Genomic DNA, 24,197 nt, shown 5'->3' with positions numbered 1-24,197 from the left:
CTTTCCATCCTTCTGCTGCTGCCGCCCGGCGGCCTGGGCGGTAAATTTCCAGGTAGAAAGGGGTAACCCATGGCTCGTTTTCAGTTTTCCCTCGAGAAGGTGCGCGCCTACCGGAGCTCCCTGGAAAAACAGCTCAAGCTGCAACTGGCCGAGGCCCGGTGCCGCCAGGAGGAAGCCGAGGCCTGCCTGAACCGTTACCGGGAGATGCGCGCCGGCTGCCCGGTGATCCGGGGTGCCGTGGCCGGGGCGGATCTCCTCCGGGAAGCCACCTATATCGAGGCCCTGGACGGCCGCATCGCCGGCCAGCAGGCAGAGGTGGCCCGGGTGAGCCAGGTTGTCAACAAGCGGCGGGACCAGGTCCAGGAGGCCATGCAGGAGCGCAAGGTCCTGGACCGCCTGCGGGAACGCCAGCTCCAGGCCTACCGGTACGTTGTGACCCATGAAGAGCAGAAGCAGATTGATGAAACGGCCGGTAACCGCTACTTCCGGGGAATGAAGGAGTAGCCGCACCATATTTTTCGGCGAAAGGAGGTGAAATCATGACCGTGGAATCGTTGGTAAGAACTAACAATACCAGCTTCCCCTTGCTGGCAGCTCGCAGCCGGGGCCGATACGGGGAAGGAGCCGGAGACTTCGGTTCCCTCCTGGCAGGTCTCCTGCAGCAGGCCTCTTCATTCATGCCGGCTGGCGGCCTGGCGGCGGCCTATGGGGAACCGTCATACCGGCTGCCCGATTTCCAACTTGGAGGATATGGGCCGGACCGCTCCGCACCTAAACCGGGAGAAGAAGCCTATTCCCGCCCGGAAGCCGGCGCCTGGAGCCGGCTTAATGGCCTGAGCAATCGCTATGACGGCAGTGATGAACAAACCATAGCGGCCGGGTCCCGGGGCCGGGAAGAAGTAGCAGCTACACAGGGTACCCGGGCCGGCGAGGCGCAGCCTGCCTCCGCCGGGGAGAAGGCATCCAGCCAGGCCGGTGATCTCGGGGGAAATGAGGGCCAGAAGCCAGCTGCCGACCAGGTTGGCCAAGCCGGGAAAAATGGTGACGACAAAGGAAAAGCTGCCGGCTCCGATGGCACCAGCGGCGCTGCCCCTGCAGACCAGAAAGCGGCAACTAGTAGCAGCAAATCCCCGGCTACTGTAAGTTCAGCCGGTAAAGCCGGGACACCTGGCACTAAAAGGCACGGCACTACCGGGCAGGTCGACAACAGCGACGATCTGAACGGGACGGCCGGGAAGCAGGCCGACCCCGGAGCCCCAGGGACGCCATCCGCGGCCGGCCGTCAGCCGGAAGCGGCCGGAAAACCCACCCTTGGCAAGGCAGGCCTGGACGGCCAAACCCCAACGTCGGCAGCGGGAGCCGGCCGGCCAGGAGAGCAACAAGCCGTAGCTGGGAATAGGGCTAGAAACGGCCTGAACTCGGCCACCGCCAAAGGAGAGGAAGCCCGCATAGCAGGCGCAGCGGCTAAAGCCGGCGCTAAAGCCGGACAACCAGTGCTGGCAGCCAGGCACGGAGCAAGCACTGTTAATGCTGGCGTTACGCAGGCCGGGAACGAAAGGGCCGGCAGTCCCGGGAATACCACTAATCCCGGCAGTACTGGTAAGGCCGACACCGCCGCAGGTAGTCAAACCTTAATTCCCGGCAGCCAGCTGGCTATGAAGGACGGCCCCTTAGCGGCACCCGGAGTGGCTAACCAGGGCGCAGCAATAGCAGCCGGCCAGGCGGGGACAGCCGGTAGTAGCGCCGGCAACCGGGGTTCCGCCAGCCACCAGGAGCCAGGGGGGATCCTCCACGGCAGCGGCTCCGGGGTTACGGACAACAGCCAGACTACGGCGGGACCGGTGAGTTTCACGGCTGTGCTGGAGGGCAATAACCTGCCGGCTAACGGCCAGACGGCCGGGGTGACCAACCTACCGGAGGTCATCGCCAGCGCTTTAACGGCGGCCCGCCTGGCCCGTACTGGCAGCCAGCGGGAACTAGAGCTCCAGCTGCAGCCGGAGAACCTGGGGAGCCTGAAGTTGCGGGCTTCCCTGGAGGGGGGCCGGATAAACCTCCACCTGCTGGTGGAAAGCGGCGAGGCTGCCCGGGCCCTCCAGGCGGCGGTGCCGGAGATGCGCCAGGCCGTAGCCGGCCAGGGTTTACGGCTGGACCAGGTTCAGGTCCAGGTCGGCGGTGACGGCCAGGCGGGGGAACACCAGAACGGCAGCAATGGAGGCTATCACCAGGACAGCGGCCGGCAGCCCCAGTCACCGCTGTGGCCGGAGGCCGCTATAACCAGGGACACTACCGGCAATTACCACTTGAACTACCTGGCCTGAAATGTTTTGGCAGTGTAGCGAGTACCTTGTGGAAGGGGGTATTTACATGAACGTCAGCAGCGTAATGGCGACGGCCAGCCAGGGAACTACGGGAGCAACGGCCACGGCACCCACCAAGGGCCTGGGCAAAGACGATTTCCTGAAACTCTTGGCAGCCCAGCTGGAAAATCAGGATCCCCTAAGCCCCATGAGCAATACCGACTTCATCGCCCAGATGGCCCAGTTCAGCGCCCTGGAACAAATGAACAACCTGAACGATAGTTTTAACCGGGTCCAGCAGGAACTGCAGGCAGCCATGACCCTGCAGGCGGTATCTTTAATCGGCAAAGAAGTAACTGCCAAAGTAAACGATCAGACCCTGCAGGGCACGGTAGAAAAGGTCAACTTGAACGGGGACGGGGCCATGTTGACAGTCAACGGGCAGCAGGTGCCCTTGAGCGCCGTGACGGAGGTCGGCCCGGCTGCACCTGCAGGTAGGTGATTTTTGGTTGAGCGGCATTAATTGGCGCGGGTTGACGCCCTTGCAGGCGCCGCTGCCCGGGACAGCCCCTAGCAGACGCTCGGGCGAGCGGCCGGCTAAAAGCCTGGAGCCACCCGGAGGTTTCCAGGCCGTCCTTCAGGAGCAGATGGCGGGCCTAAAATTCTCCCGCCACGCCAGCGAGCGCCTAGAGAGCCGGCAGATAACCCTCTCGCCGCAGCAAATGGCCCGCCTGGAGCAGGGCGTCGCCAACGCCGCTGGTAAAGGAGCGCGGGAGTCCCTGGTCCTGCTGGACGACCTGGCCCTGGTGGTCAGCGTTAAAAACCGCACGGTTATCACCGCAGCTAACAGGCAGGATCTGCGGGAGAACGTCTTTACCAACATCGACAGCGCCGTTTTGCTCTAAGCAAGCGTCACTTTTGTCCGCTGTAGCGGCCATGGCAACCGACCATGAGACTCTGAATGGTGAGCCAGCGCTTCCTTAGCCCGCTACCGGCAGCCGGAGGATGGTGGCTGCCAGGCTGCATGGCTGAAGCTAAAGATGGCGTTTTGCGAGTTGCCTTTTTACCAGGGCCGGACCCCTAAGGGGAGGCCTGCCGGCCGCCGATTGACCGAGGCGGCCCACCAGGAAAGGGGGAATTTAACCATGATGCGTTCCCTTTATTCCGGAGTATCCGGATTACGTACCCACCAGACCCGCATGGACGTCATCGGCGACAACATCGCCAATGTCAATACCGTAGGCTTTAAGCGTAGCACCGTAACCTTTAAGGACGTCTTCTACCAGACCCTGCGCGGCGGCTCGGCCGGTGGTGCAGGAACTGGCGGAACCAATCCCCAGCAAATAGGTTTAGGCGTTACCATGGGAAGCATCGATGTGGTCCAAACCCAGGGCGCTGCAGCTTCCACCGGTAACGGTACGGACCTGATGATTCAAGGTGATGGGTTCTTTCAGGTAAAGGATTCAAGTGGAAAGATCTATTACACCCGTGCTGGCAACTTTCATTTTGATAATAGCGGCAACCTTGTTACCCCGGATGGTTTTATTGTTCAAGGAAGTAGTGGGGACATTAATATTGGAACAGACGCTACCAGCTATAGTATTGATAAGTATGGAAATGTATATAAAAACGGTAGTACAACTCCTATAAACCAAATACAATTAGCTAGATTTAGTAATCCTTCTGGATTAGTTAAAGTGGGTAGTAACTTGTATATTGATAGTGCCAGTGCAGGTACGGCCACAAAAGATGTTGCCGGCAGCACGAATTTTCCCAACACCACCATCATCCCCTCGGCCCTGGAGATGTCCAACGTCGACCTGGCCCAGGAGTTTACCGATATGATCATCACCGAGCGCGGCTTCCAGGCCAACGCCCGGACCATCACCACCTCCGACCAGATGCTCCAGGAGCTGGTTAACCTGAAGCGATAGTTATGTAGGCAAAAACCGATTGAATGGAGTTTAACTAGCGAGGGCGGGTTACCGGCACGGGCTTTGCCGGTGACCTGTCCCGCCGGTATTGAGCCGCTACTTGGTAGAACCCGTGGGAGTTATCTCCGGAGGTCGACACACCGGAAGCAGGCGTAGAAGAATGAGTGGTGCTCCCCTTGGTTACCTCTCACTTCATTACATATAGGGGGCGGTAGAGCTATGATCAAGGTCACTACCCTGGATAAGCGGGAAATGGTCCTTAATGCGGAACTCATTGAGCGCATCGAAAGCGTCCCCGAAACGGTTATAACCCTGACCAGCGGCAAAAAGATCCTGGTGACCCAGACGGCGGCGGAGATTGTGGAACTAGTAATCGCTTACCGGCGCCGGATTCTCCAGCCGGTCGAACTCCGGGATTAGGTGAAGTAGAGTTTGCGGCATCGTGACTGGCAGGTAGATGCTGGTCGAACATAGAGCGGAAAACCGGCGCGTAGTATTACTCCTGGGGATGACCAATAACCCAGCAGACCAACGGGAAAGAGGTGTATTAGAGTGCCCCCTAGAGAAACAGCAGAAAAGACCGTAGAAAAGGTGGTGGAGCCCAAGGAAGGCCGCGGCCAGCAGTTGTTGACTATCGTGTTACTGCTGGTGGTCCTGCTTCTAAGCGGCGGTTATGTTTATACCTTTTTCTTCAGCAACAGCAGCCGCGGTAATGCAGCGCCGGCGGCCAGCGCCTCGCAGGTGAGCATGCAGCAGCAGAGCCTGGACAGCATCGTCGTCAACCTGGCCGACCCGGGCCTGCACCGCTACCTGCGGACCAAGATTACCCTGGAATATAGCGACCCCAAGCTGGCGACGGAGCTGGGCGAAAAGCTCTACCGCATCAAGGACACAGTTATCTCCGTCCTGCGGAGCAAAAAGACCGACGACCTGCAGAATGAGGAAGCCTTAAAGCGGGAACTGCTGACGGCTATCAACGCCCAGTTGAGCAGCGGCCAGGTCAAGGCCCTTTATTTCGAGGAGTTCCTGGTCCAGTAGGGTCATCTGAGCTGTTTAACCCGGTGCTGCGATTATGCGGTAAGGAGATTATTTATGGGCTTAACGGACGAGGAGATTCAAAGATTATTGCAGGCTATGGAAGCAGGGGAGGACCAGCCGCGGGTGGAGAAGGCCCGCTTTGCCCCCCTGCAGCCGGGAGCGGTGGCCGGTGGGCCGGCCAGCTTCAAGCGGATAGCTGATGTTCCCTTGCGCTTGAAAGCCGAACTGGGCCGGACCCGCCTCAAGGTCAAGGAGATCCTGGACCTGAAGGAGGGTTCCTTGATTGTCCTGGATAAGCTGGCGGGGGAACCGGTGGAGCTGCTGGTTAACGGCACCCCCCTGGCCAGGGGCGAGGTCGTGGTGATTAATGAGGCCTTCGGCGTCCGGATTAACACCCTAGCCGCCGGCGAGGAAGAAGGTCAAAGTCAGGATGGATCATGATCTCCTCTGGGGCCTGGTGCGGGTAGCCATCTTCCTGCCCCTGGTTGCGCTGCTGGCCTACTTGACGGTACGCCTGGGCTTCGGTCAGGCCACGGGGCTGGCGGCAGGGTCCGGCGAATTGCGGCTGATTGAACGCCTGCAGTTGAGCAACAAGTCCGGGCTGGCCGTCGTCCGCTGTGGGGAGAGGTATTTCCTGCTTGGACTGGGAGAGGGACCGCCGGCCTTGCTGGCGGAATTGCCCGATTACCCAGCGACGGCAGCGGCCGGCGACGTCAAGGTTTTGCCCGTCCAAACCCTGGACACCCGGGGGGGAGAAGACCTTTTGGCTGGCGAAAAAGAACCGGTGCTGCGCTTATTAAAGGGCGGCTGGCAGAGGCTTAAGGGCCATGATAAATAAAGCGAGGGAGCCTGTCTGCTGTGGGGTTATCCGGACAGAGGCGCAGCCAGCAGCCCTTGCAGCCCTTGATAAAGGGGAGAAATCTTCCCTTGGAGCACCAGTTCGTACCCCTAACTTGAAAGGCGATAAAACCGTAAAGCCCAGGGGCGGCTGGAGCTTTTCACCTGATCGCCAAGAGTGGCAGCTAATCCGGGTAAGTGGGGCCTGCCTGCTCTTCCTGGCTTTGATGGTGCTGGGGTTAAAACCGGCCCAGGCCCAGCCGGTGCCCCTGCCCCAGGTGAACCTGAACCTGGGCCAGACCACGGACCCGCGCCAGGTGGTGGACACCGTCAGGCTCCTGGTGCTGCTGACGGTCCTGGCCCTGGCCCCGGCCCTGGTCCTGATGCTGACTTCCTTCACCAGGATCATTGTGGTCCTTTCCTTTGTCCGTAGCGCCCTGGCCACCCAGCAAACACCGCCCAACCAGATCCTGATTGGCCTGGCCCTGTTCCTCACCTTCTTTATCATGGCACCGGTCTACAACCAGGTAAAGACCCAGGCCATCGACCCCTACCTGGCCGGGCAAATCACCCAGGAACAGGCCCTGGCGGCGGGGACCAGGCCGGTGCGGGAGTTCATGTACCGCCAGACGCGGGAGAAAGACCTGGCCTTATTCGTCCATATGTCCGGTATGGCCCAGCCCCGCACCCGGGACGACGTGCCCCTGCATATCCTGATCCCAGCCTTTATCATCAGCGAGCTGAAAACAGCCTTTCAGATGGGCTTTTTGATCTATATCCCGTTTCTGATTATTGACCTGGTGATCGCCAGCACCCTCATGGCCATGGGCATGTTTATGGTACCGCCGGTCATGATCTCCCTGCCCTTCAAGCTCATGCTCTTCGTCCTGGTAGACGGCTGGTACCTGGTGGTCAAGTCCCTGCTGGAGAGTTTTTAAATCGGGGGGGAGAACTATGACCCAGGAGTTTGTCATTCACCTGGCCCGGGAGGCCCTGACCACGGCCCTGCTGCTGGCGGCACCGGCCCTGGGATTAAGCCTCATCGTCGGCGTGGGGATCAGCATCCTCCAGGCGACCACCCAGATTCAGGAGCAGACCCTGACCTTCGTGCCCAAGATTGTGGCCGTCATCCTGGGGATGCTCCTCCTGGGGTCCTGGATGCTCAACACCCTGATCCAGTTTACCGCCAACATCTTCGGCAACCTGGGCGCCCTGGTGAAGTAGGGATGGCGGGGCCTGGAGCCTTTACCCGCTAGCCCGCTATAGGCTTAACCAGCGACAACCATTTTCGGTAGAACCCATCTGCGGAGGTAACTCATGAGCTATTTGACCCAGGCGGAGGTATTTTTCCTGGTCCTGGTCCGGACAACGGCCTTTTTCGTGACGGCGCCCTTTTTCGGCATCCGCGGGGTCCCGGCCCTGGTGAAGGCCGGCCTGGGTTTCCTGGTGGCCATCCTGCTGCTGCCGGTCCTGCCGTCAGGGCAGCCAACCTTCAGTAGCGGCTGGCTCTACGCCCTGGCCGCTTTAAACGAATCCCTGGCCGGCCTGGCCCTGGGTTACCTGGCCAACTTGATCTTCAGCGCCATCCAGATTGCCGGCCAGCTGTTAGATATCCATATGGGCCTGGCCATGGCCAGCCTCTTTGATCCCCAGAATGCCACCACTACTACCATTATGGGCCAATTCTTCGCTATCCTGGGGTTGCTCCTTTTCTTCCAGCTGGACGGTCACCACACCCTGCTCCTGGCCCTCCAGGAGAGCTTCCGCCTGCTGCCCCTGGGCGGGGTCCAGTTCAGTGGCGATGTGGTCTGGGCTGTGGTCAAGCTCTTTACCGGCACCTTTGCCCTGGCCCTGCAGATAGCCGCCCCGGTCATCGCCGTCCTGCTAATTGCCGACTTGGCCCTGAGCCTGGTGGCCCGGACGGTACCCCAGCTCAACGTCTTTATCCTGGGGTTTCCCTTGAAGGTGGGCCTGGGGCTGTTGGTCCTGATCGCCATCCTGCCCCTGCTGGCTACGGTCTTCAGCAATCTCTTCAGCCAGATGGAACACGACCTGGCCCTCATTATCAGGAGCTGGCCGCACTGATGGACAGGCAGAACCAGTTCGCATTTTACTACATCCCGGACGGGGCAGACTCTCATGCCCCGCGTGTGGCACCAGTGGAGGATAAAAATGATTATCAGGCCTACTTTAAATCCGGAACTGGCATAGCCAGTTCCCACGGCGATTCCAACCTCCAACATCTAACTTCTCACTTCTTGTTTGACCTGCAGCTCTTTGCCGAGGAGAAGACCGAAGAGGCCACGCCCCACCGCCTCCAGGAAGTGCGGCAGAAGGGCCAGGTGGCCCGGAGCAATGACTTGAGCGCGGCTTTGGTCCTGCTGGCGAGCACCGTCTTCCTTTACTGGCGGCGGGTGGTCTTTTACCAGACCATGGCGGACTTGATCACCGCCACCTTCCGGGACTGTTGGCACCAGCAGTTGGACAACGGCGCATTCCTGGCTTTAACCGGCCAGCTGGCCTTAAAGGTGGGCCTACTCCTGACGCCCCTCCTGGTACTGGCGGCGGTGGTGGGTCTGGCAGCCAACTTTGCCCAAACAGGTTTTGTTTTCTCCCTGGAACCCCTAACGCCCCGTCTGGATAACCTGGACCCTATCAAGGGGCTGCAACGTTTCTTTTCCCGCCGCGCTTTGATGGAGCTTTTCAAGAGCCTGGCCAAGGTAACTATCGTCAGCCTGGTGGTGTGGCAGATAGTGAAAGGGAGGTTCACCCAGCTCTTGCTGACGGTCGACATGGGGCTGCCGGCCACCTTGGACCTGGTGGGGCAGTTGCTTTACCGGGTGGGGTTGGGGGCCCTGGCCGTCTTCCTGGTCCTGGCGGCGGCCGATTACGTCTTCCAGCGGCGGGAGTTCCAGCGTAACCTGCGCATGACCAAGCAGGAAATAAAGGAAGAAATGAAGCAGATGGAGGGCGACCCCCTGGTGCGTTCCCGGCTGCGGGAGAAGCAGCGCCAGTTCGCCCGGCACCGCATGATGCACGCTGTGCCGCAGGCTACCGTGGTCATTACCAACCCCACCCACGTGGCCGTAGCCCTGCGCTACCGGGAGACGGAAGGGGCGCCCCGGGTAGTGGCCAAGGGCGCCGGGAGCATCGCCGAGCGCATCAAAGCGGTAGCCCGCAGCCATAACGTCCCGGTGGTGGAGAACCCGCCGGTGGCCCGCGCCCTCTACCGCCAGGTAGAACTGGACCAGGAGATCCCGGTGGCCCTCTACCAGGCGGTGGCGGAGATCCTGGCCCGGATCTATAAGTTGCGGGGGAGCTTGGGTGGCTAACGCCTTGGCCTGCGAAGCACGAAAATGTGGGCATTGGAAGGGGGGTGAGGCAGGTTCCCGGAGGGCGCCTTTGCGCCTCAGTTCAAAGAGCGGAGCAGGCCGAGGAAACAGCGCGGCCACCTGTTTGAGGCCCGAAGGGCCGAGTTTGGCCGCGCCCGAGGCCTGCGAAGCTCGGACAAGTATGAGGGAGCAACCAGCGCCCGAAGGGAACCCGCCTCACCCCCAGCAGATTAAGCTCCCGCAATAACCACCTTTTGGAGAGCTAGAACCCTAACTGTGGAGGAAAAACGCTTTATGCCGTCATCCGGTGGCCTGTTAGGGGCCTTGAGACGCCTCACACCCTATAATGACATCCTGGTAGCAGCCCTGGTCCTGGGGATAATTATGCTGATCATTATCCCGATCAGCACCCTGGTCATGGACTTCCTGCTCATCGTCAGCCTGAGCGTCAGCATGGTCATCCTCCTGACCACCATGTTTGTCACCCGGAGCCTGGACTTTTCCGTCTTTCCTTCCTTGCTGCTGGTGGTGACCCTCTTCCGCCTGTCCCTGAATATTTCCTCCGCCAGGCTCATTTTGAGCCAGGCCGACGCCGGGCACGTCATCGAGACCTTTGGCAGTTTTGTCGTCCGGGGCAACTATATTGTTGGCTTCATTATCTTCCTTATTATTACGATCATCCAGTTTATCGTCATTACCAACGGTGCCCAGCGGGTGGCCGAGGTGGCGGCCCGTTTCACCCTGGACGCCATGCCCGGCAAGCAGATGAGCATTGACGCGGACTTGAATGCCGGCCTGCTGACGGAAGAAGCGGCCCGGGCGAAGCGCCGGGAGCTGCAGCGGGAGGCCGATTTTTACGGCGCCATGGACGGCGCCAGCAAATTCGTCCGGGGGGACGCCATTGCCGGCCTGATCATTACCGCCATCAATATCGTCGGCGGCCTGGCCATTGGTGTCTGGCAGCTGAAGATGCCCTTGATGCAGGCCCTGCAGACCTACACCCGTTTGACCATCGGCGACGGTCTGGTTACCCAGCTGCCAGCCTTAATGGTTTCCACCGGGACAGGCATCCTGGTGACCCGCTCCGGGGCCCTGGATAACTTCGGCAAAGAGGTAATCGGCCAGCTGACGGGCTTCCCCCGCATCGCCGGCCTGGTGGCGGCTGTTCTCTTTCTGCTGGGCCTCCTGCCGGGGATGCCCCATATCCCTTTCCTGATCATGGCCGGGGGGGTGGGCTACGCCGCCTATGCCCTGGCCCGGGAGGAAAAGGCCCAGCAGCTGCACCAGCAGGAAATGGCCGCCACCAGGCAGCAGCAGCGCCAGCCGGAGAATGTCCTCAACCTCTTTCAGGTTGATCCCCTGGAGGTGGAGATTGGTTACGGCCTGATCCCCCTGGCCGATGAAAGCCAGGGTGGCGACCTCCTCGACCGCCTGGCTGCCGTCCGGCGCCAGAGCGCTACTGAGATGGGCATTTATGTCCGGCCCATCCGCATCCGGGATAACCTGCAGCTGCCGCCCGAGGGGTACATCTTCAAAATCCATGGGGTTGAGGCGGCCCAGGGCGAGATCCGGCCCGGTCACCTGCTAGCCATGAACCCGGCCGGCAACGAGGGCCCCCCCGGGGGGATTCCCACCCGAGAACCCACCTTTGGCCTGCCGGCCTGGTGGGTGCCGGAGGCCCGGCGGCAGGAGGTGGAGGTGGCCGGCTTTACTGTCGTTGATGCTGCCACCGTCCTGGTGACCCACCTGACGGAATTTATTAAAACCCATGCCGCCGAACTTATCGGTCGCCAGGAGACCCGGGAGCTGCTGGACAAGGTCAAGGAGAATACCCCGGCGGTGGTGGAGGAACTGGTGCCCGATTTGCTGACCGTCGGCGAGGTGCAGAAGGTTCTAGCCGGTCTCCTACAGGAGCAGGTGCCCATCCGCGACCTGGTGACCATCCTGGAGGCCCTGGCTGATGCTGCCCGCAGTAGCCGGGACCTGGATTTTCTGGTGGGCGCCGCCCGCCAGGCCTTGAAGCGCACCATCAGCCGCCAGTATGCCCGGGAGGGGAAATTAGTAGCTCTAACCCTGCACCCCCAGCTAGAGCAGAAGATCAGCGAAGCCATTCAACCGACCTCCCAGGGCAGTTTCCCGGCCCTGGCCCCGGAGGAGGTCCGGGGTCTCCTGGGCCAGCTGGGTCAGGCCGTCGAGAAGGCCACCCTGGGCGGGGGCCAGCCGGTGCTCCTCTGTTCCGCCCGGGTGCGGTTGCCTTTACGGCGGTTACTGCAGCGATCCTTTCCCCACTTGCCCATACTTGCCTATAACGAGCTGGAGCCCGGTTTGGAAGTAGAGGCTGTGGAGGCGGTGAATGTAGCGTGAAGATTAAGCGTTATCTCGCCCGGGATATGCAGGAAGCCTACCTGGCCATCAGGCGGGACCTGGGGCCGGAGGCGGTCATCGTGGCTACCCGCCAGGTGCGCCGGCCGGGGCTGTGGGGCTTTTTCCAGCCCCCCCGCCTGGAGGTGACGGCCGCCCTGGATACGGCAGCCGGTGGCCAGGGCGGGAAGAAGATAAATGGCGCGGTGACCTACCCGGGGGCAGGGGCGGCGACAGCCCCGGCGGGCGCGGCCGGCATGGCGGCAGCTACGGCTACAGCAGCCTCGGCCGGTCTGCCCGGCGGGGCGCCGGCTGTCCCACCTGCAGCGGACTTGGGGCGAGGTGGCTTCCCGGCCTTGGACGGCTTGCGCCGCGAACTGGCGGACATAAAAACAGCCCTGGCGCGCCTGGCCCGGCCGGAGGGTAGCGCCACTTCCCCCTGGCAGCAGGCGCTGCAGGATCAGGAACTCGCGGCGGACCTGGTCGTCGAGCTGACGGCCGGCCTGGAGGCCACGGCCGGTTCGGAGGTGGTCGGTGGAGTAGTCCGCAACCGCCTGGCGGAACGGCTGGCCGGACAGGTAGCGGTGGCATCCCGGCAGCGGGTGCAGGCCTTTATCGGTCCTACCGGGGTAGGCAAAACGACCACCCTGGCCAAGGTGGCCGCCCGCTACAGTATTTACCAGGAGCAGAAGGTCGGCCTCATCACGCTGGACACCTACCGCATCGGCGCGGTGGACCAGCTGCGGACCTACGCGGAGATTATGGGCCTGCCCCTGGAGGTAGCCATGACCCCGCGGGAGTTTCGGGAGGCCTTGGAACGCCTGGGGGACCGGGATATAATCCTGGTGGATACCGCTGGCCGGGCGCCGGAGAATAAGGCCATGCTGGCGGAAACCCGGGGTTTCCTGGAGGCTATGCCCGGGGGTGACGTTTATCTGGTCTTAAGCAGCGCCACCAGGCGCCAGGACCTCCTGCAGGCAGTGGAAAGGTTCCGCCCTTTGCATTATAACCATCTGATCTTCACGAAACTCGATGAAACCAGCTGCCCGGGGGTAGTGGTTACAGTTACGGCGGCGGCGGGGGTGCCCCTGGCCTATATCACTACCGGCCAGGACGTTCCCGACGACCTGGAAGTAGCCGACCCTCACTACCTGGCCGAGCGGATATGGAAAGCGGTGGCCAGGAATGGATCAGGCGGCCAGGTTGCGTAAACTGGTAATTCGCCGGCAGGAAGAACGAGCGCGGGTGATTACTATAGCCAGCGGTAAGGGCGGCGTGGGCAAGACCAACATCACCGTCAACCTGGGGTTGATCCTGGCCCGCCAGGGCCGGCGGACCCTCCTTTTCGACGCCGACCTGGGTCTGGCCAACCTGGACATCCTGCTAGGTTTGCTACCCCACCACACCATTACCGAGGTCATTGCCGGGCAACGGGATCTGGCGGAGGTGGTAGTCCAGGGTCCCCAGGGGCTCCTCCTGGTGCCGGGAGCCACGGGTATCCAGGAGCTGGCCGACCTCGATGCCGCCGCCAGGGACCGCCTGATCGCCGACCTGGACGCCCTGGCCCAGGAAGTGGATGTGCTCCTGGTAGACTCCGGGGCAGGCATTTCCCGGACAGTTCTGGCCTTTGCGGCTGCGGCCGGCGAGACCATCGTCGTGGCTACGCCGGAGCCGACCTCGATTACCGACGCTTATGGTTTGCTCAAAGCCCTGCACCGCTTGGGAGTCAAGCCCCGCCTGCTGGTGAACCGGGCCGCCACACCCGGCGAGGGTCAGCAGGCCGCCGGGCGCTTGCAGGAGACCTGCCGCCGCTTTTTACAGCTGGAACTGCCCCTCCTGGGGATTATCCCCGAAGATCGCCATGTCGGCGAGGCGGTACGTAGCCAGCAGCCCTTTAGTGAGCTCTACCCCCGGTGCCCGGCTACCCGGGCCCTGGAGGCGGCTGCCGCCGGTATGACCGGAGCAGGGGAGCCGCCGGCCAGCATGGGGGGGTTCTGGCAACGCCTGGGCCGGCTCCTGGGACGATAGAGGAAAAACTCATTCCGGCGCAGGGGAAAAGGCAGGGTAAAAAGGGGCTGGAGGTTACAGACCCAAAGCGACCTGGTGCGAGACGTAAGATAATTGCACGAAGCTGCAGCGAGGTGGCGTGAACCGTGAACACTGTTTCCAGCCGGGGAGGGATGGCAGCATGGCGGGGACGCAGTTTATCAATAATAACACACCCATTATCATCAGCAGCGGGGCGAAAAAAGGCCTCCGCACCCTGATTCAGGATACAGGTACGGACAGCTTCGCCATCCTGGCTCCGGGCAGCGAAGAGATTATCCTGGGGCGGGGGGAGTTGGTCGAGGCAGTTTATAACCGGGAAGACGCCCGCTATGAATTTACTACCCGGGTACTGGGCTATGACCCCGGGCCGCCACCCCTTTATCGCCTGGCTTACCCGGAAGAATACCAGCGCATCCAGGTGCGAACCCACGTCCGCACCCGGGCGGCCCTGGAGTTCCGTTACGCCCCCTGGCCGGAGACGGACTGGCCCCGGCGACCGCCCCGCCCCCATAAGCGGGGGATAACCCTGGATCTCAGCGGCGGCGGTGCCGGGGTGATCCTCAGGGATGAAGTGCGGGTAGGGGATTTGCTTTACATAGAACTGCATTTACCTGGTCGCCGCCGTCACCTGCCCCTGCACCTGGCGGCGCGGGTAAAACGGGTAGCCCCCAGGGATATTGACGGCTTACGCCGTTATGAAGTGGGGGTGGCCTTTGAGGGCCTGAGTGAAAGGACGGAAGACGAGATTGTGGCCTTTGTCTTCCAGCGGCTGCTGGAGGAAAGGCGCCAAAGGAGTTAAAGCCCATGGCTGTCAAGGATAGCGCCCTGTGGAATTCCTACCTGGCCGGCCGGGATAGCCCCCGGCGTCAAGAGATGGTTTTGAAGTACCTGCCCCTGGTGAAGTACCATGTCAACCGGCTGGCCGTCAAGCCGCCCCGGCACTTGGACCAGGAAGACCTGGTGGGCTACGGCATCGTCGGCTTGCTGGAGGCCATTGACCGTTACGACCCTTCCCGAGGCGTAAACTTTGAAACCTTCGCCTCCCAACGCATCCGCGGGGCCATCATTGACGCCCTGCGCCGCGCCCACTGGGCACCCCGGACCCTGGTGGAGAAACTGCGCCAGGCGAGCAAGGTATATCGTCGGCTGGAGCAGGAGCAAGGGGGCGAGGTTGCCGACGGGGCGGTGGCCGCGGCCCTGGGGATCCCGGAAGAGGAGTTGCGGGAACTCATGGAGCGGGGCTCCCAGATGGCCCTCCTCTCCCTGGAAGACTTTCTCCTGGATCAGGAAGGGGAAGAGGGAACCACCCGCGGGGAACTCCTGGCCGACCCCGACAGTCCCGATCCGGTGGGGATCTACGAGCAGGGAGAACTGCATCGAGCTCTGACGGTGGCCCTGGAAAATTTGAAAGAAAAGGACCGGCTGGTCCTGACTCTCTATTATTATGAAGGTTTAACCCTGAAGGAGATCGGTAAAATCCTGGGCATATCCGAGTCCCGGGTCTGCCAGCTCCACGGCCGGGCGGTTTTAAACCTGCGCCGGCAACTGGCTGATTTTGTCATTGACGGGTGATGGCCGTGGCTTATCTCTTTTTGATCTTGGGTGCTTTGTTAATCCTCGTTTTTATTCGGCCGGCCCTGCACCAGCTGCGGCTAGATATGGAGATACAGGCAGACGCGTCCCTGCCCGCTGTCCCGCCGGCAGAACCGGATAGGGAGGGGGTCCGGGAATTAGAGGAACGCCTGGCGGAACTCCAGGAGACGGTGGCCGCCCTGACGGCCCGCCTGGCCGGCGCAGATGAAGAGCCGGCGCCTTTTCCGGCTCTGCCGGAAGCAGCGTCGCGCCAAGAATCAGGGGTAGATGCAGGGCCGGTGGGAAAGACCTTCCGGGCCTACCTGAATGCCGCCCTGGTCAGTAATCCGGAGAGGCAGGCGCCAGGGGTGAAAGTGGCGGCTTCTGCCGGCGAGCCGCCGGGAGACAAGGTAGGAAAGGATGAACCTAGCGCAGCTCAAGAATTACCCGGCATCATGGCGGCCATCCGCCAGGCCCACGCCCGGGGCGAGAGCATTGAGAGCCTGGCCCGGCGTTTCGGCCGGGGAAAGGGTGAGATCGCATTAATCCTCAATTTGCACCGCTGAAGCTCAGGAACGGCCCCCTGGCCCTCCTGGGTGTGGGCCTGGGGGTAGGGTTTTTCCTGGCAGGACTGGTATTCCTGGCCTGGCATCCCGGTCCTACCAGGGAGGAGATTATCGCCCGGGCCCGGGAATACGGCATGGTCTTCCGGGAGGAAGTCGTCCCCCTGGTACAGCCACCCGGGAAGGAAGGAGGCCAATCCCAGGCAGGAACGCCTGGGACTGCACCGGCCGGACCGCCGCAGCAACCAGGAGCCAATCCCGGCCAGGGCAACACGCCTCCGGACCAGGGGGCGACTGCGGCTACAGCTGCGGCCACACCGGCGCATACAGGATCAGCAGCGGGTAGTTCCGCCGCCAAAGCGGCCACCGGGCCGGCAGGGGAAATCCTCGTTACTATCCCCGCGGGGGTCGGCCTGGAGGATATCGCCGCCGCCCTGGAGGCTAAAGGGGTCATCAGCGCGGCGACCTTTGAGGCCGAGGTCCACCGGGAGGGCCTGGGAGGCAAAATAAAGGCCGGCTCCTATTACCTCCCCCCCGGGGACGTTCAGGAGATAATCAAGCGTTTGACCAGCTAACTCGGCAGAATTAATTTTCGGAGGAAAAGGATGGTGTTTGCATGCTCAGGGGTTTATACCTGGCATCCACAGGCATGTTGGTCCAGGAGATGCGCCAGGACGTCATCAGCAACAACCTGGCCAACGCTACTACCCCCGGTTTCAAGGGCGAGACAGCTACAATCCGGTCCTTTCCCGAAATGCTCCTGCAACGGATGGCTGCTAATCAAGCCGCGCCCATTGGCCCCTTCAGCCCCGGCGTGATGCTGGACAAAATCCACACCAACTTTACCCCCGGTGCCCTGACGGAAACCGGCGCGGCCACCGACCTGGCCCTGGTGCAGCCCGGGGTTGGGGTAACACCGGCCTTTTTCACCGTGCGGACCCCGGCCGGCCTGGCCTATACCCGTAGCGGTAACTTCCACCTCGACGCCAACGGCGTGCTGGTCACCGCCGAGGGCTACCCCGTCCAGGGCCAAAATGGCGACATCACTTTCCGGGACCAATATACCAATGAGTTAATGCTTGATCCCCATTTTAAGGTTGATAGCAACGGCCAGATAATTATGCACCTGCCCAACCAGCAGGGAAGGCAACAGGAATACCCGTTGGATTCCCTGCAGATTACCACCTTCGCCAACGCCGCTCTGCCCCTCCTCCAGCGCCAGGGGGACAACCTCTTCACCGCCCCGGCGGGGGTTCAGCCCCTGCCGGCCGCCAATGTCCAGGTTAAGCAAGGCTGGCTGGAGCAGGCCAATATTGATCCCGCCCGGGAAATAGTCGATATGCTCTCCGTCCTGAGGAGTTACGAGGCCAATCAGAAGGTCATCCAGACCGAGGACCAGACCCTAGGCAAGAGTGTCAACGAGGTAGGCAGCCTGCGGTAACCATTTTTAGCAGAAGTCCATTTTCGGGGGGATGTAAAGTGCTTACTGCTCTCTGGCGGGGGGCCGGCGGTATGCGGGCCCAGCAGGTCCAGGTAGACAGCCTGGCCAACGACATCGCCAACGTCAATACCAACGGCTACAAACAGGCCCGGGTTAATTTCGCCGACCTGGTTTACCGGCCCGTTGCCGAAAGGGGTATGCCGGTGGACCACCCCCAGGCCCCGGCACAACCGCCGGCCCTGGGGGCAGGGGTGAGGGTAGCCGGTATTGTTAAGGATTTCAGCCAGGGGACCCTGGCGCAGACCGGCGATCCGTTAAACCTGGCGATCCAGGGGGAGGGTTTTTTCACTGTGATCGACCAGGCAGGAAATAGATATCTTACTCGGGATGGTAATTTTCACCGCGATGCTTCCGGCAACATGGTTAATGCCAGCGGCTACTACCTTCGCGGCAGTGATGGCAATCCCTTAAACCTGCCGCCGGAGGCGGAAAAAATCGCCATTACCCCGGACGGCACCATCACCGGCGTAATTAATGGCGCGAGCCAGGACCTTGGCAATATCTACCTCTGCACTGTCGCCAACCCGAACGGCCTGGAAGCCGTGGGCGACAACCTTTTTCGGGAGACGGCCGCCAGTGGCCAGGTGTTTTATGGAATGCCTGGCGCGCCGGGGGTCCCTATTCCAGGTGCCCCTGTAGCCGCTGGCACTACCGGACCCCTAGGAACCCTGTGTTCCGGCTACCTGGAAGCCGCCAACGTCGACCTGGCGGTGACCATGACGAAAATGATCGTCGCCCAGCGGGCCTACGAGTTAAACTCCCGCACTGTCCGGGTGGCCGACGAGATGTGGGGCCTGGCTAATAACCTGCGGCGTTAAGGGATGATGGTCTACAATATAGCCATTTAGCCATACCCTGACCATGCTCGTCAAGCTAGACGCCCATTCCGCCGCGGCGACACCAGCAGAAGGATGAAAATTGTAATATTGGGTGAGGGTGAGGGGTGGGGCAGGTTCCCGGAGGGCGCATTTGCAGCCTTAGTTCAAAGAGCGGAGCAGGCCGAGGAAACAGCGCGGCCACCTGTCCGAGGCCCGAAGGGCCGAGTTTGGCCGCGCCCGAGGCCTGCGGAGCTCGTTCAAGTATAAGGGCGCAACCAGCGCCTGGAGGGGACCTGCCCCACCCCCAGTACAGTAGCATACTGCTTCGCAAGAACGCTATTTTCAGGATAGGCGCTAAAGGAGGTTGATGGCCGGCTATAACAGCCGCTTTCCGGTTTTAGGAAGGGAAACCTTATCAATGAGGGCCAGGCCGCGGCGGGCGCCGGGCTGGACAGGGTCGCGCTCAAGGACGTAGGTATACTCCCGCCGGGCCGCCTCCGCCAGGCCCAACAGCAGATAAGTTGTGCCCAGGTTGATGCGGGCCGGCAGATAATCGGGTTTGAGGCGGCGCACCCGGGCCAGGTGGTAGCGGGCGGCGCTGAGGTTGCGGTTATAGAGAAAATAGGTACCCAGGTTGAAGTGGGCCAGGTAATTCTCCGGGTTGGCCTGCAGGCTGGTTTCCCACCAGGAGAGGGCTTTATCCACCCGGCCCTCCTGCCAGGCCTGGCAGCCCAGGTTGAAGCGGGCTTCCCAGTTGTCCGGGTCGGCGGCCAGGGCCGTCCTGTAGAAGAGGCTGGCCAGCTGGAGCCGCTGGCGTTCCCGGGAAAAGTTGCCCAGGAAAAGCCAAAAGGCAGCCTCCCGCCGCGGCCGGGCCTTAAAAGCAGGGTCGGTATAATCGAGATTGCAGTAAGGGCAGAAGCGCCATCCGGCCGGCAGGGGTTGGCCGCACCGGGAACAGTAAATCATTACCCCACCTCCTGTCATGGCGGTCCTACTACACCGCCTGTAAGACACCAAAATACTGAAGGCGATTGCCTTCCAGGAAATCCAGCGAGAATTATGAGCCGGTCAGGAACTATATTGTATTATGACCCGAAGGGTGTTAAAATATGACAGGTTGAGGCAAAACTTAGCAAGCGCGAGAGAGGAAAGGCCTTGGAGGCTTTAATCAAACCACAAGAGGTTAAAGTAGGTATAGCCGAATGGCAAGTCCTGGGGGCTCCGGGGCGCCTGGTCACCCTGGGCCTGGGCTCCTGCGTAGGCATCGCCCTCTATGATTCTCGGAACCGCCTGGGGGGGCTGGCCCACATTATGCTGCCGGACAGCAGCCAGTTCCAGGACCGCAGCAACCGGGCCAAGTTTGCCGACCTGGCCATCCCCGACCTGGTGGCGTCCCTGGGGCGGCAGGGCGCCCGGCCGGGCAGGTTGGTGGCCAAGATTGCCGGCGGCGCCCAGATGTTTACTTCCGGGGACCGGCACCTTTCCCTGCTCAATATCGGCCAGCGTAACGCCGCCATGGTGCGTAAAACTCTGGCCGATCTGGCCATCCCCCTGGTGGCCGAAGACACCGGCGGCAACTACGGCCGCACCATGATCTTTGACCTGGATAAAGGCGACGTCCTCATCCGCACCATCGGCCGTCCCATTAAAGTAATATAACCACCGGATCCTGAGCCTGCATCCTTCAACACCGCAGGAGACATGAGAGTGCAGGCCGGCTTTAATCAGGAACCGGCGTAGCCGGTTCCACCAGCCTCTCACTTCTCACCTCCCACCTCGCACATCTATTTGCGGAGGAAAAGATGGATTTTGCTGAGTTTAAACAGGCGGTGCACCGGCGCTTCGGCTTGTACCTGGACGGCTATAAAGAGCCCCAACTGAAGCGGCGCATTGACAGCCTGATGGCTGTGCTGCAGGTGCCCGATTACGCTGCTTACCTGAACCTGCTGGCCGGGGATAGCCAGCAATGGCAGCGCTTCATTGATAAAATCACCATCAACGTTTCCGAGTTTTTTCGTAATCCGGAGATTTTTGCCCGGCTGGAGAAGGAGATCCTGCCGCCCCTCCTGGCGGCTTTCCAGAACCTGAAGGTCTGGAGCGCCGGCTGCGCCGACGGGCCCGAACCCTACTCGGTGGCCATCCTGCTGGCGGAACTGGCCCCCGGGGGCCGGCACCAGATCCTAGCCACGGATATTGACCCCGGCGCCCTGGCGGCGGCGCGCCGGGCTGTTTATAGCGAGCGCTCCGTCCAGGCCGTCACGCCCGAACGCGTGGCCCGCTATTTCCAGCGGGAAGGAGAGGGCCTGCGTCTCCGGGAGCAGGTCCGGAATATGGTCAATTTCCGCCAGCTGGATCTCTTAAAAGACCCCTACGGCAGCGACTACCATTTGCTTATTTGCCGCAACGTGGTCATCTACTTTACCGCTGCCACCCAGAACGAGCTCTACCGGCGTTTTTACCAGGCCCTGGCGCCGGGAGGCGTGCTCTTCATCGGCGCTACGGAAAGCCTGTTCCAATACCGGGAACTGGGGTTCGAAAAGATCGCCCCCTGGTTCTACCGCCGCCCCATATAGATGGTTCTGGGAGGAAGGAGTAATGGATACCTGGGATAAGCTCAACGCCCTGCACCTGGACGCTCTGAGGGAGATCGGCAATATCGGCGCCGGTAATGCCGCTACTTCCCTGGCCGGGCTCCTGAACAACCGCATCCAGATGACTGTGCCCCGGGCCGGGGTTCTACCCTTGAAGGATATAGCCGGCCTGGTGGGCAACGAGGAAGACCCGGTGGCCTGTGTGGAGTTTACCGTTACCGGCCCGGCTCCGAGCAAGATCCTTTTCCTCCTCAGTAAAGCCAGCGCTTACCTGCTGGTGGACCTGCTCCTGGGCCAGCCCCGGGGAGCGACGACGGCCCTGGATGAAATGGGGAGTTCCGTCCTGACGGAGGTCAGCAACATCCTGACCGGTTCCTTTTTAAACGCCTTTGCCGATTTCACCCATCTCAATTTTAAGCCGACAGTCCCGGCCTTTGCCTTTGATATGCTGGGCGCAGTCCTGAGTTCCGCCTTCCTGGAAGGAGGCTACTTCTCCGACCGGGCCCTGGTGATCGAGACCAGATTTTACGGCGAGGAGATCACCATTGACGGGCACTTTTTCCTGATTCCCGAAGACCGGGCCCTGGGTCAAATCCTGCAATCCCTGGGGCTCCAGTTAGATTGAAAATGGGGGGACGCCAAGATTTATGGGCAAGCGCGTATTAGTTGTCGACGATGCGGCCTTCATGCGGATGATGATCAAGGACATCCTGCTGAAAAACGGTTATGAAATAGCCGGCGAAGCGGAAAACGGGCAGAAGGCCGTGGCCCTGTACCAGGAACTCCGGCCGGACGTGGTAACCATGGATATCACCATGCCGGAGATGGACGGCATTGCCGCCGTCAAGGCCATCAAGCAAATCGACCCCCAGGCGCGGATAATCATGTGCAGCGCCATGGGCCAGCAGTTGATGGTCATGGAAGCTATCCAGGCCGGCGCCCGGGATTTTATTGTCAAGCCCTTCCAGCAGGACCGGGTTCTCCAGTCCCTGGAAAAGGCCCTGGCCTAGGACGGGGGAACTGTTATGGCCGACGTCCTGTCCCAGGCGGAAATTGACGCCCTGCTCCAGGCCATGACCAGCGGCGAGGTCCAGACCGAGACTATCAAGGATGAGGCCTCTCCCAAGGCCAAGAAGTACGATTTCCGCCGGCCCAACAAGTTTTCCAAGGAACACCTGCGGACCCTGTACATGATCCACGAGAATTACGGGCGCCTGGTGGCTAACTTCCTGTCGGCCTACTTACGGGCCAATATCCAGGTGAAGATCGTCTCGGTAGAGCAGATGACCTATGAGGATTTTATCCTCTCCCTGCCGACACCGACCTTGATGAATATCTTTACTATCGAGCCCCTGAAGGGTTCGGCCGTCCTGGAGACCAACATGAGTTTCATTTTCCCCATTATTGACCTGCTCTTCGGCGGCCGGGGGGAGATGGTGTCCCAAAACCGGGAACTGACGGAGATCGAGCTCCACGTCCTGCGGCGGTTGAACAGCCGCATCCTGGAGCAGCTGTCCTATTCCTGGTCGGATATCCAGGGTATTACGCCCAAACTGGAGAATATGGAGACCAACCCCCAGTTTACCCAGGCTATCTCCCCCAATGAAACTGTGGCTGTGATTACCCTGGGTACAACGGTGGGACAGTACGAGGGTCTCTTGAACCTCTGCCTGCCTTATATGCTCCTGGAGCCTGTTATCTCTCGCCTGTCGGCCAGCCACTGGTTCGCCGCCGGCGTCGAGGGGGAGGCCCGGCCCGATTACCGGGCGGTGGTGGAGCAGATCCTGGCCGGGGTGCCGGTGGAACTCATCGCTTACATCGGCCGGGCCCGCCTGCCGGTGCGGGATTTTATCCAGCTCCAGGTGGGGGACGTTATTACCCTGGAAAAGACAGTAGGCGAGGATCTGGAGCTCTATGTCGACGGGCATCATAAGTTCCAGGTGCAGCCGGGGACTGTGAATAAAAAAATTGCCGTCCAGGTAACGGAGGTGGTATAAGTGGCGGATTTTTTATCCCAGGAAGAGATAGACGCCCTGTTGAATGGTAAGGGGGGAAAAGGCGGGGCCGCCGCGGCGGAGCCTGCTGCTGGGGCCGGCCTGGTGCCTACCCTGAGCGACCTGGAAAAGGACACCTTGGGGGAAATCGGCAATATCTCCATGGGCAGCGCGGCTACAGCCCTCTCCCAGATTCTCAATAAACGGGTGTTGATCACCACCCCGACCATCAAGACCATGACCCCGGCGGAGCTGTTCGCCACCTTCCAGATTCCCTACATCCTGGTGGAGGTGAACTTCACCGACGGTCTCCAGGGTTCCAACCTCCTGATCATTAAGGTCAGCGATGCGGCTGTTATCGCCGACCTGATGATGGGCGGCACTGGCCAGGATGTAACTCCGGAACTGGATGAAATCAAAAGCAGCGCCGTGGCCGAGGCCATGAATCAAATGGTCGGCAGCGCCGCCACCTCCATGGCCACCATTTTTCAGCGCAGCGTGAAAATTACCCCGCCGCACCTGACGGCGGTTAATTTTCAAAACGAGACCTATACCTCACCCTGGGCCGCGGAAGAGGCCATTGCCGTGGTCTACTTTAGAATGGAAATCGAGGATCTAATTGATAGTCAAATCATGCAGGTAATGCCGGTCGAGGTGGCCCGGGCTGAAGTCGATATGCTCATGAACGGCGAGGCCGCGGCGCCGGCTGCAGCCGAGGAAGCCGCGGCGATCGGGGCGGTGGCCCCGGCCCAGGCGGTGGGCGGTACAGCCGCTGGAACAACCCCGGCGGGCGGGATTGGGCCTGGTTTCCAGGGAGCCCCGGGCGGTGCTGCATATGCCGCCGGCCAGGTGCCACCGGCGGGTGCCCCGGCCAGTCCGGTCCCACCGGTTAGCGGCCACCAGACGCCGGCGTCGCCAGCCGGCCTGACGGCACCTTCCGGAGGCAGCCTTGGTTCCGATAAAAACGGGAGCGCGGTCGGCGGAGCCCGCCAGGGGCAGGTCTACGGCGTTGCGCCCCGTAATATTGATCTGATCCTGGATGTACCCCTGGACATTGAAGTTATCCTGGGTACTGCCCTGAAGCGCATTCAGGATATCTTGAGCCTGGCCCCGGGGGCCATTGTCGAGCTGGACCGCCTGGTGGAAGAACCGGTACAGATCACCATCAACGGTACCCCTATTGCCCAGGGAGAAGTAGTCATTGTCAACGAAAATTTTGGCGTGCGTATCACCCATATTATGGAGCCCCAGGAGCGCATCCATCACCTGCGCCAATAAGCAGCCGCCGGTGAGACTGGCATCATCTTCTG

29 protein-coding genes are annotated in these 24,197 nt (G+C 61.3%); 28 read left to right on the top strand and 1 reads right to left on the bottom strand.

Annotated features, from left to right (window positions below):
* The first annotated feature begins 69 nt into the window (after positions 1-69).
* From fliJ to SDD30_RS01170, 22 genes are all read left to right on the top strand, one after another.
* Positions 70-504: a flagellar export protein FliJ gene (gene fliJ / locus SDD30_RS01275; protein WP_434073107.1), complete on the top strand. Its 435-nt coding sequence runs from the start codon at positions 70-72 to the stop codon at positions 502-504.
* Positions 505-539: 35 nt separating this feature from the next.
* Positions 540-2,318, top strand: a complete 1,779-nt coding sequence (locus tag SDD30_RS01270) for a flagellar hook-length control protein FliK (protein WP_434073106.1) — start codon at positions 540-542, stop codon at positions 2,316-2,318.
* A 46-nt stretch (positions 2,319-2,364) separates the two neighbouring features.
* Positions 2,365-2,799, top strand: a complete 435-nt coding sequence (locus tag SDD30_RS01265; protein WP_434073105.1) for a flagellar hook capping FlgD N-terminal domain-containing protein — start codon at positions 2,365-2,367, stop codon at positions 2,797-2,799.
* Between the two features lie 7 nt (positions 2,800-2,806).
* Positions 2,807-3,202, top strand: a complete 396-nt coding sequence (locus SDD30_RS01260) for a TIGR02530 family flagellar biosynthesis protein (protein ID WP_434073104.1) — start codon at positions 2,807-2,809, stop codon at positions 3,200-3,202.
* 240 nt (positions 3,203-3,442) lie between these two features.
* The gene (locus tag SDD30_RS01255) at positions 3,443-4,231 is read left to right on the top strand and encodes a flagellar hook-basal body complex protein (RefSeq protein ID WP_434073103.1); all 789 of its coding nucleotides are present in this window, start codon (positions 3,443-3,445) and stop codon (positions 4,229-4,231) included.
* A gap of 219 nt (positions 4,232-4,450) precedes the next feature.
* Positions 4,451-4,651, top strand: coding sequence for a flagellar FlbD family protein (locus SDD30_RS01250; RefSeq protein WP_434073102.1), 201 nt, complete (start codon positions 4,451-4,453; stop codon positions 4,649-4,651).
* 132 nt (positions 4,652-4,783) lie between these two features.
* A complete protein-coding gene (locus SDD30_RS01245) occupies positions 4,784-5,269 on the top strand; it encodes a flagellar basal body-associated FliL family protein (protein WP_434073101.1) in 486 nt (161 codons plus the stop codon).
* A 54-nt stretch (positions 5,270-5,323) separates the two neighbouring features.
* Entirely contained in the window at positions 5,324-5,710 is a 387-nt protein-coding gene (gene fliN / locus SDD30_RS01240) for a flagellar motor switch protein FliN (protein ID WP_434073100.1), read from the top strand.
* Entirely contained in the window at positions 5,700-6,107 is a 408-nt protein-coding gene (locus SDD30_RS01235) for a flagellar biosynthetic protein FliO (protein WP_434073099.1), read from the top strand. The genes fliN and SDD30_RS01235 overlap by 11 nt, the downstream gene beginning before the upstream one ends.
* Positions 6,108-6,333: 226 nt before the next feature.
* On the top strand, positions 6,334-7,044 hold the full coding sequence (gene fliP, locus SDD30_RS01230) for a flagellar type III secretion system pore protein FliP (protein ID WP_434073129.1): 711 nt from the start codon (positions 6,334-6,336) through the stop codon (positions 7,042-7,044).
* A 16-nt stretch (positions 7,045-7,060) separates the two neighbouring features.
* Positions 7,061-7,330, top strand: a complete 270-nt coding sequence (gene fliQ, locus SDD30_RS01225) for a flagellar biosynthesis protein FliQ (RefSeq protein ID WP_109206668.1) — start codon at positions 7,061-7,063, stop codon at positions 7,328-7,330.
* A 93-nt stretch (positions 7,331-7,423) separates the two neighbouring features.
* Positions 7,424-8,191, top strand: a complete 768-nt coding sequence (gene fliR / locus SDD30_RS01220) for a flagellar biosynthetic protein FliR (RefSeq protein WP_434073098.1) — start codon at positions 7,424-7,426, stop codon at positions 8,189-8,191.
* Entirely contained in the window at positions 8,191-9,438 is a 1,248-nt protein-coding gene (gene flhB, locus SDD30_RS01215; RefSeq protein WP_434073097.1) for a flagellar biosynthesis protein FlhB, read from the top strand. The genes fliR and flhB overlap by 1 nt, the downstream gene beginning before the upstream one ends.
* A 294-nt stretch (positions 9,439-9,732) precedes the next feature.
* Positions 9,733-11,802 (top strand): flagellar biosynthesis protein FlhA, encoded by a 2,070-nt coding sequence (gene flhA / locus SDD30_RS01210; RefSeq protein ID WP_434073096.1) that lies wholly within the window; start codon positions 9,733-9,735, stop codon positions 11,800-11,802.
* Positions 11,799-13,010, top strand: a complete 1,212-nt coding sequence (gene flhF / locus SDD30_RS01205; protein ID WP_434073095.1) for a flagellar biosynthesis GTPase FlhF — start codon at positions 11,799-11,801, stop codon at positions 13,008-13,010. The genes flhA and flhF overlap by 4 nt, the downstream gene beginning before the upstream one ends.
* Positions 12,985-13,827 (top strand): MinD/ParA family protein, encoded by an 843-nt coding sequence (locus SDD30_RS01200; protein ID WP_434073094.1) that lies wholly within the window; start codon positions 12,985-12,987, stop codon positions 13,825-13,827. Before flhF ends, SDD30_RS01200 begins: the two co-directional genes overlap by 26 nt.
* Before the next feature lie 160 nt (positions 13,828-13,987).
* On the top strand, positions 13,988-14,647 hold the full coding sequence (locus tag SDD30_RS01195) for a flagellar brake protein (protein ID WP_434073093.1): 660 nt from the start codon (positions 13,988-13,990) through the stop codon (positions 14,645-14,647).
* A 5-nt stretch (positions 14,648-14,652) separates the two neighbouring features.
* Positions 14,653-15,420, top strand: a complete 768-nt coding sequence (locus SDD30_RS01190; protein WP_434073092.1) for a FliA/WhiG family RNA polymerase sigma factor — start codon at positions 14,653-14,655, stop codon at positions 15,418-15,420.
* A gap of 5 nt (positions 15,421-15,425) precedes the next feature.
* The gene (locus SDD30_RS01185) at positions 15,426-15,986 is read left to right on the top strand and encodes a hypothetical protein (RefSeq protein ID WP_434073091.1); all 561 of its coding nucleotides are present in this window, start codon (positions 15,426-15,428) and stop codon (positions 15,984-15,986) included.
* A gap of 32 nt (positions 15,987-16,018) precedes the next feature.
* Complete coding sequence (locus tag SDD30_RS01180) at positions 16,019-16,558, top strand: hypothetical protein (protein ID WP_434073090.1); 540 nt, start codon at positions 16,019-16,021, stop codon at positions 16,556-16,558.
* 41 nt (positions 16,559-16,599) lie between these two features.
* Positions 16,600-17,424: a flagellar basal-body rod protein FlgF gene (gene flgF / locus SDD30_RS01175; protein WP_434073089.1), complete on the top strand. Its 825-nt coding sequence runs from the start codon at positions 16,600-16,602 to the stop codon at positions 17,422-17,424.
* A 38-nt stretch (positions 17,425-17,462) separates the two neighbouring features.
* A complete protein-coding gene (locus SDD30_RS01170) occupies positions 17,463-18,302 on the top strand; it encodes a flagellar hook-basal body protein (protein ID WP_434073088.1) in 840 nt (279 codons plus the stop codon).
* Between the two features lie 375 nt (positions 18,303-18,677).
* On the opposite strand, the gene SDD30_RS01165 is transcribed toward SDD30_RS01170, so the two are convergent.
* Positions 18,678-19,268 carry a zinc ribbon domain-containing protein gene (locus SDD30_RS01165; RefSeq protein ID WP_434073087.1) on the bottom strand — a complete coding sequence of 197 codons (591 nt, stop codon included), beginning with the start codon at positions 19,266-19,268 and terminating at the stop codon, positions 18,678-18,680.
* Positions 19,269-19,457: 189 nt separating this feature from the next.
* On the opposite strand from SDD30_RS01165, the gene SDD30_RS01160 reads away from it, so the two are divergent.
* The 6 genes from SDD30_RS01160 (at position 19,458) to fliY (ending at position 24,165) form a co-directional block, all read left to right on the top strand.
* The gene (locus SDD30_RS01160; RefSeq protein WP_434073086.1) at positions 19,458-19,961 is read left to right on the top strand and encodes a chemotaxis protein CheD; all 504 of its coding nucleotides are present in this window, start codon (positions 19,458-19,460) and stop codon (positions 19,959-19,961) included.
* A 143-nt stretch (positions 19,962-20,104) separates the two neighbouring features.
* Positions 20,105-20,875 carry a CheR family methyltransferase gene (locus SDD30_RS01155; protein WP_434073085.1) on the top strand — a complete coding sequence of 257 codons (771 nt, stop codon included), beginning with the start codon at positions 20,105-20,107 and terminating at the stop codon, positions 20,873-20,875.
* A 22-nt stretch (positions 20,876-20,897) separates the two neighbouring features.
* Positions 20,898-21,518, top strand: coding sequence for a chemotaxis protein CheC (locus tag SDD30_RS01150; protein ID WP_434073084.1), 621 nt, complete (start codon positions 20,898-20,900; stop codon positions 21,516-21,518).
* Positions 21,519-21,540: 22 nt separating this feature from the next.
* Entirely contained in the window at positions 21,541-21,903 is a 363-nt protein-coding gene (locus SDD30_RS01145) for a response regulator (protein WP_109206653.1), read from the top strand.
* Positions 21,904-21,918: 15 nt separating this feature from the next.
* A complete protein-coding gene (gene fliM / locus SDD30_RS01140; protein WP_434073083.1) occupies positions 21,919-22,890 on the top strand; it encodes a flagellar motor switch protein FliM in 972 nt (323 codons plus the stop codon).
* Entirely contained in the window at positions 22,891-24,165 is a 1,275-nt protein-coding gene (gene fliY / locus SDD30_RS01135) for a flagellar motor switch phosphatase FliY (RefSeq protein ID WP_434073082.1), read from the top strand.
* The last annotated feature ends 32 nt before the right edge of the window (positions 24,166-24,197 follow it).

Origin of the sequence: Moorella naiadis (nom. illeg.) (genome assembly GCF_051020825.1) — a bacterium.
GTDB classification, from domain to species: Bacteria; Bacillota; DSM-521; order Neomoorellales; family Neomoorellaceae; genus Neomoorella; species Neomoorella naiadis.
The sequence above is the reverse complement of the archived record's forward strand: the minus strand, read 5'-3'. Positions and strand labels throughout refer to the sequence as shown.